The 18,361-nt window shown below is 56.9% G+C and carries 14 protein-coding genes; 6 read left to right on the top strand and 8 right to left on the bottom strand.

The annotated features are described in order from the left end of the window. Positions 1 to 49: 49 nt before the first annotated feature. Positions 50 to 1,534, top strand: a complete 1,485-nt coding sequence (locus tag CXF97_RS05790; RefSeq protein WP_101157040.1) for a glycosyltransferase family 9 protein — start codon at positions 50 to 52, stop codon at positions 1,532 to 1,534. Between the two features lie 6 nt (positions 1,535 to 1,540). Here the strand turns inward: CXF97_RS05790 and CXF97_RS05785 are convergent, their stop codons facing one another. From CXF97_RS05785 to CXF97_RS05755, 8 genes are all read right to left on the bottom strand, one after another. Next, positions 1,541 to 2,323 carry a glycosyltransferase gene (locus tag CXF97_RS05785; protein ID WP_099315391.1) on the bottom strand — a complete coding sequence of 261 codons (783 nt, stop codon included), beginning with the start codon at positions 2,321 to 2,323 and terminating at the stop codon, positions 1,541 to 1,543. Beyond that, positions 2,314 to 3,447 carry a hypothetical protein gene (locus CXF97_RS05780; protein WP_055102837.1) on the bottom strand — a complete coding sequence of 378 codons (1,134 nt, stop codon included), beginning with the start codon at positions 3,445 to 3,447 and terminating at the stop codon, positions 2,314 to 2,316. The genes CXF97_RS05785 and CXF97_RS05780 overlap by 10 nt, the downstream gene beginning before the upstream one ends. Beyond that, the gene (locus CXF97_RS05775) at positions 3,444 to 4,298 is read right to left on the bottom strand and encodes a histidinol-phosphatase (RefSeq protein ID WP_101157038.1); all 855 of its coding nucleotides are present in this window, start codon (positions 4,296 to 4,298) and stop codon (positions 3,444 to 3,446) included. The genes CXF97_RS05780 and CXF97_RS05775 overlap by 4 nt, the downstream gene beginning before the upstream one ends. After that, on the bottom strand, positions 4,295 to 5,323 hold the full coding sequence (locus CXF97_RS05770) for a radical SAM protein (RefSeq protein WP_101157036.1): 1,029 nt from the start codon (positions 5,321 to 5,323) through the stop codon (positions 4,295 to 4,297). Before CXF97_RS05770 ends, CXF97_RS05775 begins: the two co-directional genes overlap by 4 nt. Before the next feature lie 80 nt (positions 5,324 to 5,403). Further along, a complete protein-coding gene (locus tag CXF97_RS05765) occupies positions 5,404 to 6,633 on the bottom strand; it encodes a hypothetical protein (RefSeq protein WP_101157034.1) in 1,230 nt (409 codons plus the stop codon). A 28-nt stretch (positions 6,634 to 6,661) separates the two neighbouring features. Then, positions 6,662 to 6,805 carry a hypothetical protein gene (locus CXF97_RS28170; protein WP_164488184.1) on the bottom strand — a complete coding sequence of 48 codons (144 nt, stop codon included), beginning with the start codon at positions 6,803 to 6,805 and terminating at the stop codon, positions 6,662 to 6,664. Between the two features lie 31 nt (positions 6,806 to 6,836). Next, entirely contained in the window at positions 6,837 to 7,646 is an 810-nt protein-coding gene (locus tag CXF97_RS05760; protein ID WP_055102833.1) for a ubiquinol-cytochrome C chaperone family protein, read from the bottom strand. An 11-nt stretch (positions 7,647 to 7,657) separates the two neighbouring features. Continuing rightward, the gene (locus CXF97_RS05755) at positions 7,658 to 8,293 is read right to left on the bottom strand and encodes a helix-turn-helix transcriptional regulator (protein ID WP_256589702.1); all 636 of its coding nucleotides are present in this window, start codon (positions 8,291 to 8,293) and stop codon (positions 7,658 to 7,660) included. Between the two features lie 308 nt (positions 8,294 to 8,601). On the opposite strand from CXF97_RS05755, the gene CXF97_RS05750 reads away from it, so the two are divergent. The 5 genes from CXF97_RS05750 to CXF97_RS05730 are packed head-to-tail and all read left to right on the top strand — an operon-like array spanning position 8,602 to position 18,185. Continuing rightward, complete coding sequence (locus CXF97_RS05750; RefSeq protein WP_101157032.1) at positions 8,602 to 10,083, top strand: sigma-54-dependent Fis family transcriptional regulator; 1,482 nt, start codon at positions 8,602 to 8,604, stop codon at positions 10,081 to 10,083. 50 nt (positions 10,084 to 10,133) lie between these two features. Next, positions 10,134 to 13,520 (top strand): DEAD/DEAH box helicase family protein, encoded by a 3,387-nt coding sequence (locus CXF97_RS05745; protein ID WP_101157030.1) that lies wholly within the window; start codon positions 10,134 to 10,136, stop codon positions 13,518 to 13,520. A gap of 2 nt (positions 13,521 to 13,522) precedes the next feature. Beyond that, entirely contained in the window at positions 13,523 to 15,379 is a 1,857-nt protein-coding gene (gene rmuC / locus CXF97_RS05740) for a DNA recombination protein RmuC (protein WP_101157028.1), read from the top strand. A 32-nt stretch (positions 15,380 to 15,411) separates the two neighbouring features. After that, complete coding sequence (locus CXF97_RS05735; protein ID WP_101157026.1) at positions 15,412 to 17,016, top strand: class I SAM-dependent DNA methyltransferase; 1,605 nt, start codon at positions 15,412 to 15,414, stop codon at positions 17,014 to 17,016. Continuing rightward, positions 17,013 to 18,185 carry a restriction endonuclease subunit S gene (locus CXF97_RS05730; RefSeq protein WP_101157024.1) on the top strand — a complete coding sequence of 391 codons (1,173 nt, stop codon included), beginning with the start codon at positions 17,013 to 17,015 and terminating at the stop codon, positions 18,183 to 18,185. Before CXF97_RS05735 ends, CXF97_RS05730 begins: the two co-directional genes overlap by 4 nt. The last annotated feature ends 176 nt before the right edge of the window (positions 18,186 to 18,361 follow it).

The following is an 18,361-nucleotide window of genomic DNA, read 5'->3' as shown; positions in this document are numbered from 1 at the left end:
GCCATGCGCTACGGATACCATCGGTAGCTAGTCCCGAAAGTAAAAGCTGATGTCGATTATTCAAAACCATCGGAAAGCTATCGCGCGCCTATTGATGCGCTGCTTGGTAGACCGCGAGTTGGTAGCTCGCGACCTTGCCAATCCCCTGCATATCGTGCTTCCCCGCTGGGACGCTAAACTGGGCGACGCGATCGTTTCCTCATTCTTCTTTCGCGAAGCGCGTAAGCTCGGTGCCCGGGTCACTGTGCTCACCGTACCGGAGCTGGTCGACCTGCATAGGCTCGATTTTGGCGTCGACCGGGTCATACCTGTCAATGGCGCACCTACGCTGGCCGGGCTGGGCCCACTGGTACGGGAACTGGGATCGGTCGATGTGTTTGTCCACCTAGTTGGCCGTATCCAACCCATCGAGATGCTGTTCATCCGTTTGCTTAAGCCCGCCCGGGTCTACTCGCTGGATGACGCCTTGCACTGCGTCAGCGGCAAGCTGGGTGATGCCACCGCGCAGCTCAACGTGGTCGAGCGCTACACCCGGGTCCTGCTCGACCTTGGTGCGACCCTGATCAACCGCGACTATATTGTCCCGCTCCCGCTCCCGCTCCCGCTCCTGGAACGGCAGGGCGGCAGCAACATTACACATATCCTGATCAACCCCTATGCCAGCAGACCTGATAAAAGCCTTGGGTTCGCCAAAGCGCTCTCGCTGGTCCGGGCCTTGGCGGATGCCTGGCCGCAGCACCATATCGGCATTCTGTGCAGTCCCGCCAGCCGGGCTGAGGCACTGCAGCTCGAGCACGCCATCGCCCGCTGCAACGTCCGAACACTGGTCGAACTGGATACGCCCCGCGCGGTCGGGGGTGCAATCCAGCGGGCCAAAGTGGTTGTGAGTGTCGATACTGCCATCGTGCACATGGCCGTCGGACTGAAGGCGTCATTGGTCGCGATCTATCCGGCCAGCAACTCTTCCAATCCCTGGCTGCCGCCGCTTTCACACCATACCCGGATTGTGTTTAGTCGCCAGGGACAACGTCAGCACACGCATACCGGCAAGAAAAACATGAACGAATTCACTGATGTTGACGTGATTCAACCAGTCGCCGAACTGCTGCAAGAGTCGATCGCTGAGACTCTCGCAGTGGATGCGCATATCGTTTCAGGTCTGGGTGTGGCCACTGGCACACTGGCCCGCCAGCTGCCCTTGATTAGCCGCTCTTTTCCTGAAGTCGCCGATTGCCATCCCGGCACACTGAACCTGCAACTGCGACAGCCGCTGCGCTTGATCAATCCCCATCATCGCACCGCGCCGCTCGCCTGGACACCGAGCGGACGTACCAAGGAGGTGTTCGACTTGCTGCGCATCGAGCTGGAGTTCGACCACCTTGCCCACCGCGTGCCGGCTTGGCTGTACGTCGCCCATGGCTCGCCACACTGGCATACCCCGACCGTGCACGAGGTAATCGCTGCTCGCCTAGAGCTAAACGGGGCTCAACGTTGCCGCGTGCACATGCCGGCGCATGCGGTGGAACTTATCTAAACACTATCAGCCACAGTGTTGGATCAAGCGCTCACTCTCCCCCAGCCAATAGCCACGATCGGGTTGGATATGCAGAAAGATGCGTGACAGCAGGGTACCCTCGTCAAGGAATTCCGCCACCGTTTCGTCGCGTGTCACTGTCCGCTTGAACCAGGTGTTGTACAGCTTCAGCAGGCTTACGTCGTGGAGCAGGAAATCGCTCACTGCAATGTCCGTGCGCCTCATCACCGCGCAACTGTCGAAGTTGTAAACCGGTCGATAACCCGGGTCGCATACCGAGGGCGAAATTGGCACCAGCTGATGCGGCGACCTGGCGACAAGCTCCTTGATCCCTCCCGGGTTGCCCCAGGCATGTGTCTCGACCGCGAGCCCGGTCGCCAGTGCCTCAGCGAGATCGGCGTTTCCCGGCAGTGAGGCGAACAGGCATTCGCTGTGCCAGTGCAGTCGCTCGTCGAGTCCCGTCGGGAACAACAGGGAGGTCGGGTCGCGCAGCAGGATGCTGTCCGCGTCTATCCAGGCCCCGCCATGGCGATGAACGTAGGCCATGCGGATGAAGTCGCTCCTGGCGACGATCGCCTCGATCCCCTTGTCCATGCTGAAGGTAAGCGGCTCGAAGCGCCAATCCTTGCCGAGGATAGAAGCATCTATGCAATGCTCCAGGCTGCCCGGGGTTAGCAGGGTGAAATTGTCCCCCAGCGCCCGTTGCATGGAGACCAGGGCCAAGGCGATCCACGGCGGCATGCTTTGCCCCGCCGCCGTTTCCCAGTAGCTCACGTAGTTCACACGCACAACGGGGTCCTCTCTGCCGTCACGCCGCTACTGCCCAGCAGCCCGAGGTCCTCCAGGTAGTGCCGCAGCAGCGTCAGCGAGGGTATGCATTCGACCTGGCGCAGGAACTCGTTCCCCAGAGCCGCCTTGTACAGCCGCAACCAATTGGCCGCCGGCACCCGCGCCAGAAATGCCGGCAAGGCTTGGTAATTTTCCGTCGAAAACAGTAGACGCAACGTGCGCAGGATCGGTTGGTAATCCTCGGCCCCAAGCAGTTTGGCCAATGTGTCGTCCAGCTGGTGGCTGATTTCCACCATGTTCAGGCGCTCCTCGACGGTGGCATCCGTCAGGGCGACCCGCGGATCGATGGCAACCGGGTAGATCGCCTGGAACGAGCGGGCACCGGCTAGCAGCGACTCACGCAACACCTTGTCGGCGGTTGATCCCGTCACCAGCACATCGTCACCGAAGATGACGTGCACGCCGCTCCATCGATAAAAGTTCTCCGAGGGAATCACATGGTCCTGGACAAGATTGACCCGCTCACGCTCTTCAGTACTCAGGCTTGCGTAGTTCTCGCAGGGAGGGGCGATGCGCGGCAGCTTGACGTTGATCAGGGTGGGCAGGCCCATATGGGCGAGCTTGACGTTGATCTCCTCCACCACGATGTCGTAGAGCACGTTGGCCGTCGAAGGCACGTTGCGCCAGCCAGTGGTCATCAGCACCACATTGTCGTCGTGCTCCCGCGCGCTGGTGAACAGCCGTGCCCAGTGTGACTCCGGGTCATCCAGCTGCCGCTCCAGATAGTTGATCACCAGGCCGGCGAGAAAAAGGATGTCCTTCTGGCTGCCGTACTTGGCACGGCTATAGATGGCCGTAAGCTCGGAGGCGCTTGCACCACTGCTCATGTCGCGGAATCCGTTGGTGTCGTCGGGCGTAAGACAGTTCAGTGCATGACCACCGAGCACCGCGACATAGCTGTCCATATCGATCAGGTCTTGCGCAAGCAAGCCGCCAGCGAACGCGCGCAGACCTCTATTCACGTCCTCCGCCTGCGGCCGGGCCACGGCCTCGCGAAAGCGCGCCAGCTGTTCGTCGACAGGAGCCGTGGCGAGTAGTTTCCAGTCATTCGATCGGGAGTTCACGGGACAGTCCTTGTATCGGTGCCAGACGACAGGCTGAAGAAATCCAGGGGCATGTCGATGCGCCTACGCCCTTCGAAGTAGCTGATCCGGTCCAGGCCCAGCGGTTGCAGTTCATCGACCAGGGTGCGGATGCCGGCCCCCGCGTCCAGCGGATCGTGGGCGTCGGAACCTATGGTGAAGGCCGCGCCGTGGGCGATCAATTGGGGCAGCAGGGTGCGTGATGGATAGCTCCAGACGCCCTGAACTTCACGAGTCGAACCGGGCAACAGGCTCGACTTGCGAATACCCGAGGCATTCAGTTCGTAGGCCACACCATTGCGGGCGAACAGCTGCAGCAGCGGTTCCATCCGGCGCAGCACTACGTCTTCCGCCACGCCGCGCAGCAGCGTGTCGGCATGCCCAACTGCGTCGAACAACCCGCACTCCAGTAAGGCGTGCAGTTGGGCGAAATAACGGTCGAGAAAGGCCGGCGCGGATAGCCGGGGCAACTCCCAGACCTTGGCCATGGGCTCGCCCGGCAACTCGACGTAGTGGATCGAGCCGATGGCGAAATCCAGCTCGTACCGGGCCAGTATCTCGCGGTTGTAGGCATTCGCACCCGGCATGTAGTCGAACTCCAGTCCGCGCAGGATCTTGATCTTCCCCTGGTGCTCCTGTCGTGCCCGCTCAATATCGGCGAAATAGCGCTCCAGTTCCGCCTCCAGCAGGCGATTGTCGCTGTCCACCGGGAACGGCGCGTGATCGGTGATGGTGAGGATCTTCACTCCGGCGGCGATTGACGCCCGCACCAACTCATCCACCGTACCGACGGCATGCTTGGAATAAAAGGTATGGCTGTGGGAGTCGATCATGCCGGCACCATTCGTTCCAACAGACCATCGTGATTAGCCAGTTCCTTGACCAGCCAGTAGGGGTTATTCGCCTTGCGCAGGATCTTGTGCACCAGTTCGAGGTCGTCGAGACGCGCCAGCAGATCCCTCAGCGGTTGGCTGTAAAGGGCGCGGACCAGGGGCGTGTCGCGTACATGGCTGGCCAGTCGCTCCCAGCCAATCCGGTCAAAGTGGATATTGCCCAAGCGCTGGTGCTCGATGCCGTACAGGTAGACGTCACCATTAGGTTTCACCGTCAGGTCCATGCCGTTGGCGTGGGGAGGCGGGTTGAGGCTGCCGAGGGTGAAGCGCTTGTTGACCCGGGCTTCGATCGCGTCGATGTAGCCATGCAGATCCAGGTAACCCGGTGGCGTGTCGGCCGCCGGGTGGACGAGGTTCTTGTAGTCGATACCGAACCGTTCCTCGCCGACCACCAGCGTATCTTCCAGGGCATTGCCCGCGACGATCCCGGCGTCGAGGCCCCAGCGCGCCAGTTCCTCCCGGAGGTAGTCGCGGGTGAACTCCCGATCAGTGTCGATCGAGCGAAACGAAAAGCTCAGCCCGGCCGGTTTGTTTCGTCGCAGGTAATCCAGGCTGAAGCCATGAGCCCGCCATTTCACCTTTTCGATATGGTGGCTGTCCGAGCTCAGTCTGATATTGCAGGTGTCGCCCCGGCTGACCACGATTCGATTGGTGGCGTCATAGAACTCCGCCATCTTCTCGTGGGGAAAGAAGCCGCTTGTGATGAACTCGAAACGCTTGCCGCCCTGGGAAAGCTCAAGAATCTCGTGGAAGACTCTGGCGTTGTTGAGGGGTTCGCCCTCTCCGCTGATGGAGATGCGCTTGACGTCGGGGGCGTTGATCAGCGCCGCCAGGTTCTCCCGGGCGAGGCTCGATAACTCCATGCTCATCCCCGTCTTGTGCTTGTCGGCGTACATGCAGAACGCGCAACCGATGCCGCAGATTTGGGTGATATCGATGTACAGCAGGTGGCCTTTCAGATCCATCTTTCTTGACTCGTTGCTAGCCTGTACGAGCGCACAGGCGTGGGTTGTACATGACCGGTAGGCACCGGACGCGTGAGGCATCAGTAAGGCTGCAATACCTGCAGTTGCGGGATCTGCACAGAGTCGCGATGGACCACTGTATGCAGTACCCGATCCTCTCGGACCGCAGCCATGTCCGGGTAATCGCTGTAGTGGTCGTTGCTGATCACATAGGTCTCGACATCGAACTCCGCGGCGGCCAGCACCGGATGGTCGGCGGTGAGGCTGGGCGGCATAACCAGTACCCGGGCCTGCGGAAACATCGCTTGGAGTGCGTTGTCGCTCATATCGAGCTGGCGGCGGATGCCCGGATCGAAGACCAAGGTCACGCCATAAGTCGCGGCCAGGTGAGGCACAAGTGTCTTGAGCACCTCCAGACCGATGAAGCGCCGTTTTGCGCCCGCTTCGTTCAGGTAGCAAAGATTATTGCCATCTACCACCAAGTTGCGGATTTCGTTTTCCAGCAGGCGAATGGTGTCGCGCAGGCGCCGCTTGCGTTTTTCCTCTTCCCGTTCCAGTTTGCGCTGGTGGAATTGCCGATCCTTCAACACCCTATCCGGACTGCGTTGCCCGATACCAAAGCGGTTTTCACATTCGTCATGGGCCATCCTTTTATCGAATGAGCTTTGCGCATTGTCCAACTGGTTGATGAAGCATTCGGCATCGATGAGGTCCCGCTCCGTCGCCCGCAACTGGTCATGAGTAATTTTCCAATTGCGATACACCTCTCCGGCCACCGCCTCCCAGTGGGCGCTGTCCTTTCTGACTTCGTCGGCGACGCCCTGCAGGCGTTGCACGTCATTGTCCAGTTGCGTGATGGTGGCCTTGGCCTGCAATGAATCGAAGCCCTGGTATCGCCGCGAATTGGCGCTCAGGCGCAGCTGCTCCCGTTCGCTTTCGCCGAGCCCGGATACCAAGCCCTCTTGCCGGCTCTTGAACTGCGCCAGCCGCTCCTGCAGGGTGCTGACCTGGCGCTCAGCCACGCACCGTTCACTGGAAAACCAGTGCAACGGCGACCAGCCCGCCTCGGCAACGCCCTTGGCGCTGTTCAGCTCAGCGCGGCTGGCCTTGATGCTCTGTTCGACCCTGGCAAGCTGCTCCCGCGCGGCGAGAGTTTCCCGTTGCACCTGAGCGAGCCTGCTATGGTTGCTCTCCTGGTCGAATCGCTCGAACCATTCGAGGTCGGCACGCAGACTCTGGATGTCTGCATTGATCTTTATGATTTCCCCCTTGAGGGATACCAGTCGCTTGGCGTGATGGTTGCTGTACACGGTTCTCGCTCCTACTCAATCCGTTGGTTCAGGTGGCGCTCTGCGCGGCGCGTTTGCCGGAGGCATGCACGGCTTTCGCCGCAAGGTTCAGCGCGACCACCGTGGCCGCGCCGGCAGCAAAGCAGATGACGTTGGTCAGGAGAAATTCGAGAGGGGAAATCACAGGGTTCATGGACTCACTCCTTGGTCGTCTAAAGAGGGCATCAGGCGCCCAGGCGTATCCCGCATTTGCCACAGAAGTTGGCGTCGGCCGCGACTATCGCGTGGCAACCGGGACAGGTGGGTTTGAGCAACATCTTCTGGCGCATATGTCCGATCTGGATGACGCAGGGCACGGTGACCCGGTACGCCGGGCTTGCTAGGTCGAATGCCGTCCAGATCCCGGTGATGGCCCAGCCCACCGGGCCAGCCAGCACTGCTAGACCGCGACCCAGGGTGCTCGAACCCGCCAGCACCACGCCACGCCCTACCAGGCTGCTCATGGTCGCGCTGGCGACCACCGCTGCCACGTTGTAGGAAGCCAACCCGGAACTACCGAGTGAAGCCAGCAAGGCCGCCAATGCCCCCGGCCCCATGCCGGGTCGGTACGCCAGTCCGCCCAGGGATTCGAACAGTGTTTTGCGGTCTTCCTCGCTCATCCGCGCCAGGGACTGGGCGAATACCTTGGTGATGATTGCCATTTCCATCTCGGCGCAGCTGGCGCTCGCCTTGTTCTTCGCGCCGACGTGCCCGGCCACATCCGCCAACAGCTCGCGGTACGGCACACCACTGCCGCCGCGGAACAAGTTGACCAGTGAGTTGCCGCCAAAGCGAGTCAGCTCCTCGGCGAAAATAGCCCGGGTCGACTCGCCGACACCCTTGTCCTTGTCGGCCATCAACTGACGACAGACTGAAGATGACAGGGAGATGCGGCCCTTGCCGTTGTCGGTGATCACATCTATCAACAGGCCCACGTCGTCGGCGCTGGCACTCATCAATACATCCGCAAGATCGGGGTCGTGAATGATCGGCATCCCGGCACTCCTTATTGTTCGCTAGAAGAAGGATCGTGTGGCGTGGTCTGGCTGACCCAGGCGCCCGCTATCGCGGCCAACCACTTGCGTGGGCCGGATTTTGAAATCTCGCGCAGCATCAGCGCATCGAGCTTGAGACAGGCGCGTCTACGCCACTCATCGCGGGCATTGGCTCTGGCAACTTCTGGCGAGGCGCCCAAAAGGCTGGGGCGCTGATCCGGGTGGACCTTGCATTCGCGCAGGACCTTCTCCACTGGATTGACCGCCTGAAGTCTATCTTCGGCCTCCAACTTGTGAGCTGCAGCCAGGTAATCGCCACTGTTGTCGATCGCGCTGGCCAGCAGTGCCCAGTCCTGAGGGCGCATTAACAGGAAAGCTGGTGGCACACCTAGAGCCTCGGCAAGACGCTCGATCGTGCTCAGGTCCGGGTTGGCATCGCTACCATGAACTGGTGATTTCAGGGCCCGCAGCGTGCTGCGTGCGATACCGGTTTGCTGCTGGATCTTTACCGCAGACAAAGGTCTGGGAGCCAATGCATCGCGTTGCGTTTCCCGTTGCGCGCCTGCGACCGCGATAACGGCGGACAGATTGCGGCTAAACCATTGGCTGAGTGATAACTGAGTAGATTGCGGCGTGAGGGTATTCATTGCCATCATCTCGCTATTAGATGATGGCACTTTAGTTAAGTGGTTGGCGATTTGAAAGAGGCTAGTGGAGCGCATGAGCTCCATTTTTGCAGGCGTAAGGCGAACTAAGGATTTAGGTGGAGCGTAGACAATCCATTAATCCGTCCGCGCGGCTTGGCAGGGCCCGAAAGCCCCTACCAATGTTTTTTGAGGGTATTTCGGTTTACGAAGCTCAACCTGGCCCGATAGTTTAGTATCCGACCCATGAGTTGCAGCACAAATTTCCCTGTCTGGATCCAGCGGGAGTATGAGTCGGGGGAACAAGGACCGTGTCCAAGAAGCAGCGTGTATTGACTTGTTGGGTCGGAGGGAATGATCTCAAGGCACCAGGGGGGGGTGAGGTCGGCCCGATTTTATCGACCTTACAATCGGCGTCATTTGACTATGTTGAGTTGCTCAGCTCATATCCTGCAGAACGTGTTGAGCCTTACCTTGCCTGGCTTAAAGCGGGTGTGGACATAGGTATTGAGCTTCACTATGAGTCGCTGAGCTCCCCGGTGCATTTCGGTGAAATCTACAAGGCGGCGAATAAGCACTTGGAACGGCTGTCCTCGCCTCGAACAGATCTTTCAATACTGATCAGCCCTGGCACGCCTGCGATGCAGGCAATCTGGATTCTGCTAGGCAAAACACGCTATCCAGCTACCTTTTATCAGTCCTCTCTAGAGCAGGGCGTTCAGACAGTTGATGTTCCATTCGAGATCACTGCGGAGTATGTGCCTGCAGCTAACACCATCACCGGTGACAAACTGCTACAGCTTTCCGAGGGGCAAGCTCCGTTCAACGCGGCCTTCGACAGCATTATTACGCAAAGCAGCCGCATGCTGATTCTAAAATCTCAAGCCCAGATTTTGGCGCAAAAGCAGGTTCCGGTGCTTATTTATGGTGAAACTGGCACGGGAAAAGAGCTTTTCGCCAGGGCCTTACACAATGCCAGCTCTCGTTCATCCGAGCCTTTTATCGCAGTCAATTGTGGTGCCATCCCGCCAGAGTTGATCGACTCCACGCTTTTCGGTCACCGCAAGGGAGCGTTTACCGGGGCTGTCGAGAATCGAGTCGGTGTTTTCCAGCAAGCTCATGGGGGAACTCTCTTCTTGGATGAGTTCGGTGAACTCACTTCAGACGCACAGGTACGCCTGCTACGGGTGCTGCAAGAGGGTGTTGTAACTCCGGTGGGAGCTAGTCAGGACATTAAGGTGGATGTGCGTTTGATCACTGCGACCCATCGCAACCTGATGCAGGCCGTGGCGGACGGGCGCTTCAGGGAAGACCTGTTCTACCGCGTAGCCGTAGGTGTCTTGCACCTACCACCGCTTCGTGAGCGAGAGGGAGATCTGCTGCTGCTGGCGGATTCGCTGTTGAAGGAAATCACGGCTCAGGATAATTCCCTTAAAGGTAAGAGAATTTCCATAGATGCAAAAAATCTTATTATTCGCCACCCTTGGCGAGGCAATGTTCGGGAATTGCAATCGACTTTATTGCGAGCAGCGCTCTGGTGTTCTGGCAGCGTGATAGGCGCGGCTGACATCGAGCAGGCTTTGTTTCAGATGCCTCAGGATAAGCAAAGTCCAACGTCCCTAGATGTATCTCAAGGCATTGATTTGCAAGAAGTAATGTCTGGCGTGGCTGATCATTATCTTCGCCAGGCACTTAGGATTACGGGTAATAACAAAACCCGGGCGGCGGGCCTGCTAGGCCTCAAAAGCCAGCAGACGCTGAGCAACTGGATGAGCAAGTACGGTATCGACTAAAAATTTGGCACGGTCCTCGCTATAGGATCGATATGGACAGAATAGCCTTTATGAAATCAGTCAACTTCGAATTCCTCCGCTCCGGCAATGAATTACTGGCGAATCTTGCTGGCCTGGCCGAGGCGGTGCTGCATATCGATCCGGGCAGCGCGCTGACTCGCCTTCGCAGCTTCGCTGAGGAACTTACCAAATCCGTTTACAAGGAAGAGTTGCTGCCGCGTATGCCGCAGTCAACCTTCTACGACCTGGTGAAAAACTCGGTCTTCACGGACTGCGTCAGCAAGCCTCTTGTACACCAGATCAATTTTCTGCGCGTTCAAGGCAACGACACTGCCCATGGTGCGGAAGGTAATCTGCATAACGCCCAGCAGGCGCTGAAAACTGCCCATCAGCTGGCTATGTACATGGCTATCAAATACTACGGGGTTGCCCAAGCTGCGATTCCCGAGTTTGCCGATGTTCAGGACCCAACTGCTGCGCTAGCGACGCTGCAGAAAACTGTTTTCAGCTATGAAAAGGAACTGAGCCAGCAGCAGGAAGAGCTTCAGCGTGTGATGGACAAGCTTGAGCAAGAGCGCGTCCGCAACCTCTACAAGCTCGATCCGCCAGCCCGGCCCGATCAAGAAAAGCGCCAGCAACAGAGCCAGCAGGTTTCTGACAGCCTGCAATGGAGCGAGTCGAAGACTCGCAAGCTCATGATCGACCTAATGCTGCGCCAAGCCGGCTGGGATGTGAGTGATTCCGCGCAGGTTGGGCAGGAGGTCGACGTCGATTTCCCTGACAACGCCAGTGGCAAGGGCCGTGCGGACTATGTGCTGTGGGGTGATAACGGCCAGCCGTTGGCTGTGATCGAGGCCAAGAAGACCGGCAACGTCAGCCTGCAGGCCGGTCGCGAGCAGGCGCGCATGTACGCCGATGGTTTCGAGCGCATGGGCATGCAGAGGCCAGTGATCTTCTGCAGCAACGGCTACGAAACCTTCATCTGGGATGACGCGCAGTACAATACCTACCGCCCGGTGTACGGCCTCTACAGCAAGAGCAGCCTCGAGTACCTGTCGTATCAGCGCAAGTATCGTATCGCCGAGCTGGAGCAGCACAACCCCGACTTGAACATTGCCGACCGCCCTTATCAGATCGAGGCCATCAAGACCGTTGCCGCGCATTTCCAAAATCAGCGGCGCAAAGCCCTCATCATTCAGGCCACCGGTACCGGCAAGACCCGTGTGGCCATTGCCCTGGCTGAGCTGCTACTGCGCACCGGCTGGGCCAAGCGAGTGTTGTTTCTCTGCGACCGCAAAGAGCTGCGTGTTCAGGCTGACGATGCTTTCAAGCAGAACTTGCCGAGCGAGCCACGCTGCGTCATCGGTGAAACCAGCAAGGTGGATCAGACGGCGCGAATCTTCATTGCCACTTACCCGGGAATGATGAACCGCTTCGCTCAGCTCGACGTGGGCTTCTTCGACCTGATCATTGCCGATGAGAGCCACCGTAGTATCTACAACAGATATCGCGATATCTTCGACTACTTCGATGCGCTGCAAGTTGGCCTCACCGCCACGCCGGTCAAATTCATCAGCCGTAACACGTTCGATATTTTCGATTGCGAGACCACCGACCCTACGTTTGAGTTTGGTCTGGATGCCGCCATCAACAACGAGCCGCCTTATCTGGTGCCGTTTCGCGTCAAGGATTTAACCACCGATTTTCTGCGTGATGGCATTCATTACAGAGACCTGAGTGACGAACAAAAGGCCCAGCTTGAGGAAGATCTCGGCGAAGAGGAGGCCCAGCGCACGACCATCGCCGGCAAGGACATTGGCCGTAAGATCTTCAGTGAAGACACCGATCGCATCATTCTGGAAAACCTGATCGACAACGGCATCAAGGATGAAACCGGCTCTCTGGTAGGCAAGACAATCATCTTCGCTCAGCGCCAGGATCACGCCGAGCATCTCGAAAAGCTCTTCTGCAAACTCTACCCGCAGTACGGGACCAAGGTTTGCAAGGTTATCCATAACGGGATCACTCATGTGGGCTCGTTGATCAAGGAATTCAAAAAGCCGGATAACGACTTTCGGATAGCCATCTCGGTCGACATGCTGGACACCGGTATCGACGTGCCAGAGGTGGTGAACCTTGTGTTCGCCAAGCCGGTGAAGTCCTGGGTCAAATTCTGGCAGATGATTGGTCGAGGCACCCGTCTGCGTCCTAATCTGTTTGGTCGGGGCAAAGACAAGCTAGAGTTCCTGATCTTCGATCACTATGGCAACTTCGACTTCTTCGAGCAGGAGTACCAGGAGCCGGAAGACACTGGTAGCAAGTCCCTGCTGCGAACTACCTTCGAGGCGCGGCTGGAACTGGCCCAGGCAGCGCTGACACTCAACCATGCCGAAGCTTTCGATGCCGCCATTGACTTGTTGCGCGCCGACATCAATGACCTTCCGGAAACCAGCGTGGCGGTCAAGCGCGAGCTGCGTAACGTGCACCAGTTGCAGCAGACCGACCTGCTAAAACGTTTTGAGGCTAATACTCAGCATCTCTTGAGCAACACCATTGCCCCGCTGATGTCCGCTCGGGTATTGCACGACAAACACGCTACCGCGCTCGACAAGCTGGTCGCCAACATTGAACGCTGTCTGGTGGAGCAGGCCAGTTGTTTCGAGGACGGCAAGATCGCCCTTCTGGCTGAGCTGGACAAGCTTGCTGTGAATATCCAGGCCGTGCGCCAGAAGGATGAGATTCTCGCCGAGGTGCGCAGTGCGGCTTTCTGGCAGCAGCCGAGCATTAGCAAGCTGGAGAACGCCCGCCAGGAACTGCGCGGCATCATGAAATACCGGCAGACGGGGAGCGCGGTCAGTTACGGAGTTGGAGTCACCAAGGCCAAGGATGACAACGTGGTGGCTGAGGAGCGTCGAGTCGTGATCTCGGGTGCCAGCGAGGCGATGCAGTATCGTGGTCGACTGAAAAAAATTCTCACAGATATGCTCGCCGCCAATCCGATTCTACAAAAAATCCACAAAGGCGAGCCAATCGCTGAGCCAGACTTGAAAACCCTGACCTCGACTATTCTTACCAGCCATCCCGGAGTAAGCCTAGATTTGCTGAATGAGTTTTATGGACGTACCGCAGAGCAGCTACACGTCACGATTCGCGAGATGATCGGACAGGATGCGCAGGCCATCGAAGAGCACTTCAAGAATTTCCTTCACAGCCACCCAAGCCTCACTGCTCAGCAGGTGAGCTTCATGAACCTGTTGAAGAACTACATCGCCCAGCACGGCAGCATCGTCATCGAAAAACTCTACGATGCACCCTTCAACAGAATTTCCCATGAGGGAATCGATGGCGTTTTCAAGCCGACTGATATTGATCAGTTGGTCGCAGTGCTCAAACCCTTCCTTCGCGAGAACAACTCGCCATCTGGCGTTCAGGAGTGACCATGCAAGCCAGTCAATGGACTACGGACATCATTGTTATCACTACAGTGCTCGCTGTGGTTTCTGCGCTGCTCGGTTACTTCGCAGCAGCGTTGCGTCAGGGGCGGCAACTGAGCCAACTGACAGCCCAGCTTGAGCAGTCTCACACGGCTCAGGCATCGGTAATCGCAGAGAAGGCTGCTCTCACTGAGCAGCTCAAGGTGGCAGAAGAGCGCGGCCACGGGCTGCAAGTTGCAGAAGGCAAGTTGAATGCACAACTGCAGTCCGCCTTAGAAAACGTGACGCGGCTGAACACGGAGCAACAGCAGAGCCGGGACGTCATTGCTGCTGTGCATCTGAAGCTGGAAGATGCAAACCGGCAGCATCACGAAGCAGCCAAACGTTTGGATACTGCCCAAGCTGAGGGGCGGGCACTCCAGGAGCGTGTCACCGATCTGCGTGATCGTCTGGAAAAAGCGCAGACTTCCAACGACCAGTTGCAGGCAGACCGTGACCGCCTCAAGGATGAGCTGGCCAACGAGGGTAAGCGGGCCAAGTCTCTGGAGACTTCCGAGCGTGATTTACGTGAGCAGTTGAGCGAAGCCAAGCAGGCGTTGACTGAGCGGGCGCAGGTACTCAATGCATTGCAGGAGCGTTTCGGCGGACTGTCGTCCGAGCACACTGAACTTAAAACCACTTTGCAAAAGCGCGAAGAGCACTTCCAGGAGCAAATGCTTCAGTTGGCTGATACCCGAAAATCGCTGACTCAGGAATTCGAAAATCTGGCTAACAAGATCTTTGAGGAAAAAGGCAAGACCTTCACCCAGACCAGCCAGACCAGCATTGACGGCATGCTCAAACCCTTCCGTGATCAGATCGAGGGCTTTCAGAAGCGCATCAACGATGTTCACGATGCTTCTCTGCAAGGCAACACCAGCTTAAATACTGAGATCAAGAAGGTACTGGATATTGGGCTGAAGATGAGCAGCGAGGCCAACAACCTGACCTCGGCCCTCAAGGGTGACTCTCAGCAACGTGGCGCGTGGGGCGAAGCACAATTGCGTCGCACCCTGGAAATGAGCGGGCTGGTCGAGGAGGCGCACTACGAAGTGCAGAGCGCGTTCAAGGATGCTGAAGGCCGGAGCAAGCAGACGGACTACCTGATCAAGATTCCAGACGGCAAGCACATGATCATCGACAGCAAAGTTTCGCTGGTCGCTTATGATCGCGCCGTCTCTGCAAGCACGCCGGAGGAATATCAACTGGCATTGGTGGAGCACGTAAAGTCTGTGCGCAGGCACATTGACGACTTGGCATCCAAGGATTACACCAACCTGATTGGTATGCGCAGTCCCAGCTTTGTACTGATGTTCATGCCCATCGAGCCAGCTTATATCGAGGCCATGAAGCACAACAAAGATCTGTTTGAGTATGGTTACAGGAAGGGTATCGTGCTGGTCTCGCATACCACGCTGATCCCAATTCTGCGCACCGTCTCTAACCTGTGGATGCTTGAGCGCAGCAATGCCGATGCTCGTGAGATTAGTGAAAAGGCCGGGGAAATCTATAATCAGGTTTGCATCGTTGCCGAGCGCCTCAGCAAATTGGGCGGTAGCCTCAACACAGCCAGCAATCATTACAACAACACCGTAAAAGCCTTGGCGGGGCAGCAGGGCCTCTACGGCAAGGTAGAGCGCTTTGACAAACTGTCCGCAAAGGTCAGCAAGACTCTGCCGCAACTCGAGCCAGTACATGTGGATTTTGAGGTGGAGCGACTGTCCCTCATCTTCGAAGCCATTGAAGACACGCCTGCGTCAAACGAACCCTTGCTCCCCAGCGCACATGACCGTGTTGCTGGCGAAGTCTCCGCCCAGCAGTAATTCCGAATTCTGATAAAGAGAAGTAGCAAAAAATGCTTACTGGCAAAATCCGTAACAATATCGACAAACTCTGGGAGAAGTTCTGGACCGGCGGTATCACCAACCCGCTGACCGTGATCGAACAGATCAGTTACCTAATGTTCGCTCGGATGCTCGACATGCAAGAAGACGTGGCCGAGCGTAAGGCCAATCGTACCTGCAAGTCTTTCGATCGTCTGTTCCCCAATACGCCGGAAGGCCAGTTGCTGCGTTGGAAGAATTTCCATCACCTCAGTGGCAAGGAGTTGCACAAGCATCTCAAGCAGAACGTCTATCCGTACTTCGCCAAATTGGGCACGAAGTCCGATGCGGCGGACGGTCTGGGTGAGGACGGCAGCGCGCTAGAAGGTTTGGGCCATATCGGCGAATACATGCAGGACGCTGACCTGGAGATCAAAAACGAGTCGGTACTGACCTCCGCCGTGGAGATGGTCAATGCCTTGCCGCTGACTCAGAGCGACGTCAAGGGTGATATCTACGAATACCTGCTGAGCAAACTCACCACCGCCGGCATCAACGGCCAGTTCCGCACGCCCCGGCATATCATCGATGCAATGATCGAGCTGATCGCGCCACTGCCCACCGACGTGATCTGCGACCCGTCCTGCGGTACCGCAGGCTTCCTGGCTCGGACCATGGAATACCTCAACAAAGTGCATTCCAGCGATGCCGGTATCTTTAAGGATGAGGATGGCAATCCGCACTACAGTGGCGACCTGCTTGAGCCGTATCGTGACCACATCAACAAGGAGATGTTCTGGGGTTTCGATTTCGACACCACCATGCTGCGGGTTTCCAGCATGAACATGATGCTGCACGGGGTGAATGGCGCGAATATTCGCTATCAGGACTCCCTTAGTAAATCCATCAAAGAGTACTACCCGCGTCAGGAGCAGGACTTCTTCGATGTGGTGCTGGCCAATCCGCCGTTCAAAGGCACGCTTGATGAAAGCAACACCAATCCCGACGTGCTGGGCCTGGTGAAAACCAAAAAGACCGAGCTGCTGTTTGTCGCTCATATCCTGCGCTCGCTCAAGCTTGGTGGCCGTGCGGCGGTCATCGTCCCGGACGGTGTGCTCTTTGGCGCCAGCAAGGCTCACCAGCAACTGCGCCAGGAACTGCTCGATAACAACCAGCTCGAAGGCATCGTCAGCTTGCCCAGCGGCGTGTTTAAGCCCTACGCCGGTGTCAGCACTGCAATTCTGATTTTCACTAAAGGCGGTACCACTGATCGCGTATGGTTCTACGACCTGCAGGCCGATGGCTACTCGCTGGACGACAAACGCACTGAGCTTAAAGGCGAGGGCAGCAATGACCTGCCTGATGCCATTGCGCAGTGGCACAAATATCGTCAGATGGTCGAAGGAAATGTCAGCGGCAGTACCATCAACACCCTGTTCGGTGATAAGCGCAAAAAGGCGTTTGTCGTGCTTGCAGAGGACGTCGCTACAAATAAGTACGACCTCTCCATTAACCGCTACAGAGAAGTGGAGTACCAGCACGAACAGTACGAAGACCCTAAGGTGATTCTGCAACGGTTGAAAAGTTTGGAGCAGGAGATTTTGGCAGACTTGGATGCGCTGGAGGGTATGCTGTGAGTTGGCCTTTGGTTAAATTGGGCGATGTTGCGCCTGCAAAGGCTAGCAAACATGCCTTTTCTACGAGCGACGAGGTGTGGACACTAAACTTGGATCAGGTAGAGGCTGATACAGGCAATCTTCTGAGGAAAGTCATGGCGCCTGTCTCAGAGGCCGGCACCTCCACACATGGCTTTGATGAGCGGCATGTTCTTTATTCCAAGCTTCGGCCGTACCTGAATAAAGTGGTTCTCCCTGACGAGAAAGGGTTAGCAACTACTGAACTGGTACCGATGCTGCCTGATCCGTTACGCCTTGATCGTAAATATCTAGCCTATTACTTGCGATCAAAAAGCTTTGTTGACTGGGTTAGTTCGCAGGTGGCTGGCGCAAAAATGCCGCGAGTGTCCATGCAGCTATTCTGGCAGCACGAGATCCCCCTCCCACCCATGCCCGAACAAAAGCGCATCGCCGCCATTCTTGATAGGGCCGATGCTATTCGCCGCAAACGCCAGCAAGCCATCCAGCTCGCCGACAATTTTCTACGGTCAGTATTTTCAGCTATTTTTGGCGACGTAGTTGCTAACTCAAAAGGTTGGGATTTAAAAGAGCTCGGAGGTCTCTGCGATGTCCAAGGTGGATTGCAAGTTAGCAGTAAGCGCACTGGCCTGCCAATCACAGGGCCGTATTTGCGAGTCGCAAACGTGCTTAGAAACAAGCTGATGTTGACTGAAATTAAAAACATTGAGATGTTGGAGTCGGAGTATCGTCGAGTAAAGCTGATTGCTGATGATATATTAATTGTTGAAGGTCATGGAAATCCTACTGAGATAGGAAGGTGTGCGGTCTGGACGGGGGAAATTGATGGGGTTGTTCATCAAAATCATCTGATACGTGTTCGTGTTCAGTCGAAGGGTATAAGTCCCCGCTTTTTAAATGATTATTTGAATTCGGCTGGTGGGCGGCGTCAGATGATGAGGGCAAGTAATACGACTTCAGGTCTGAATACCATTAGTACTGGAATAGTTAAATCTACAAAGATAATTGTTCCGCCTCGAGATCTGCAGGATAAGTATGTCTCGATTGTGGAAAGGACAAATAGTCATCTCTTTCGTTACATGTCTGCCCAAGTGCTTGGAGATGAAAATTTTTTTTCGCTGAGCCAAAGAGCATTTTCTGGGCAACTTTAAAATAGATCTTTCTGCGCTCACACTACTTACGATGTAACACTACCGCAGCCACTCCGATATAATCGGCTGCGGTAATTATCGTTGGCTGCAATGACCACGGCAGACGGACAGTACTCGTTTCCATGCGGTTAGGGACGCAGCAGTGCAAGCCTTTGGCTCGATGGCGTCGAGCTATT

The organism is Pseudomonas sp. Choline-02u-1 (assembly GCF_002836515.1).
Classification (GTDB): Bacteria; Pseudomonadota; Gammaproteobacteria; order Pseudomonadales; family Pseudomonadaceae; genus Aquipseudomonas.
The sequence above is the reverse complement of the archived record's forward strand: the minus strand, read 5'-3'. Positions and strand labels throughout refer to the sequence as shown.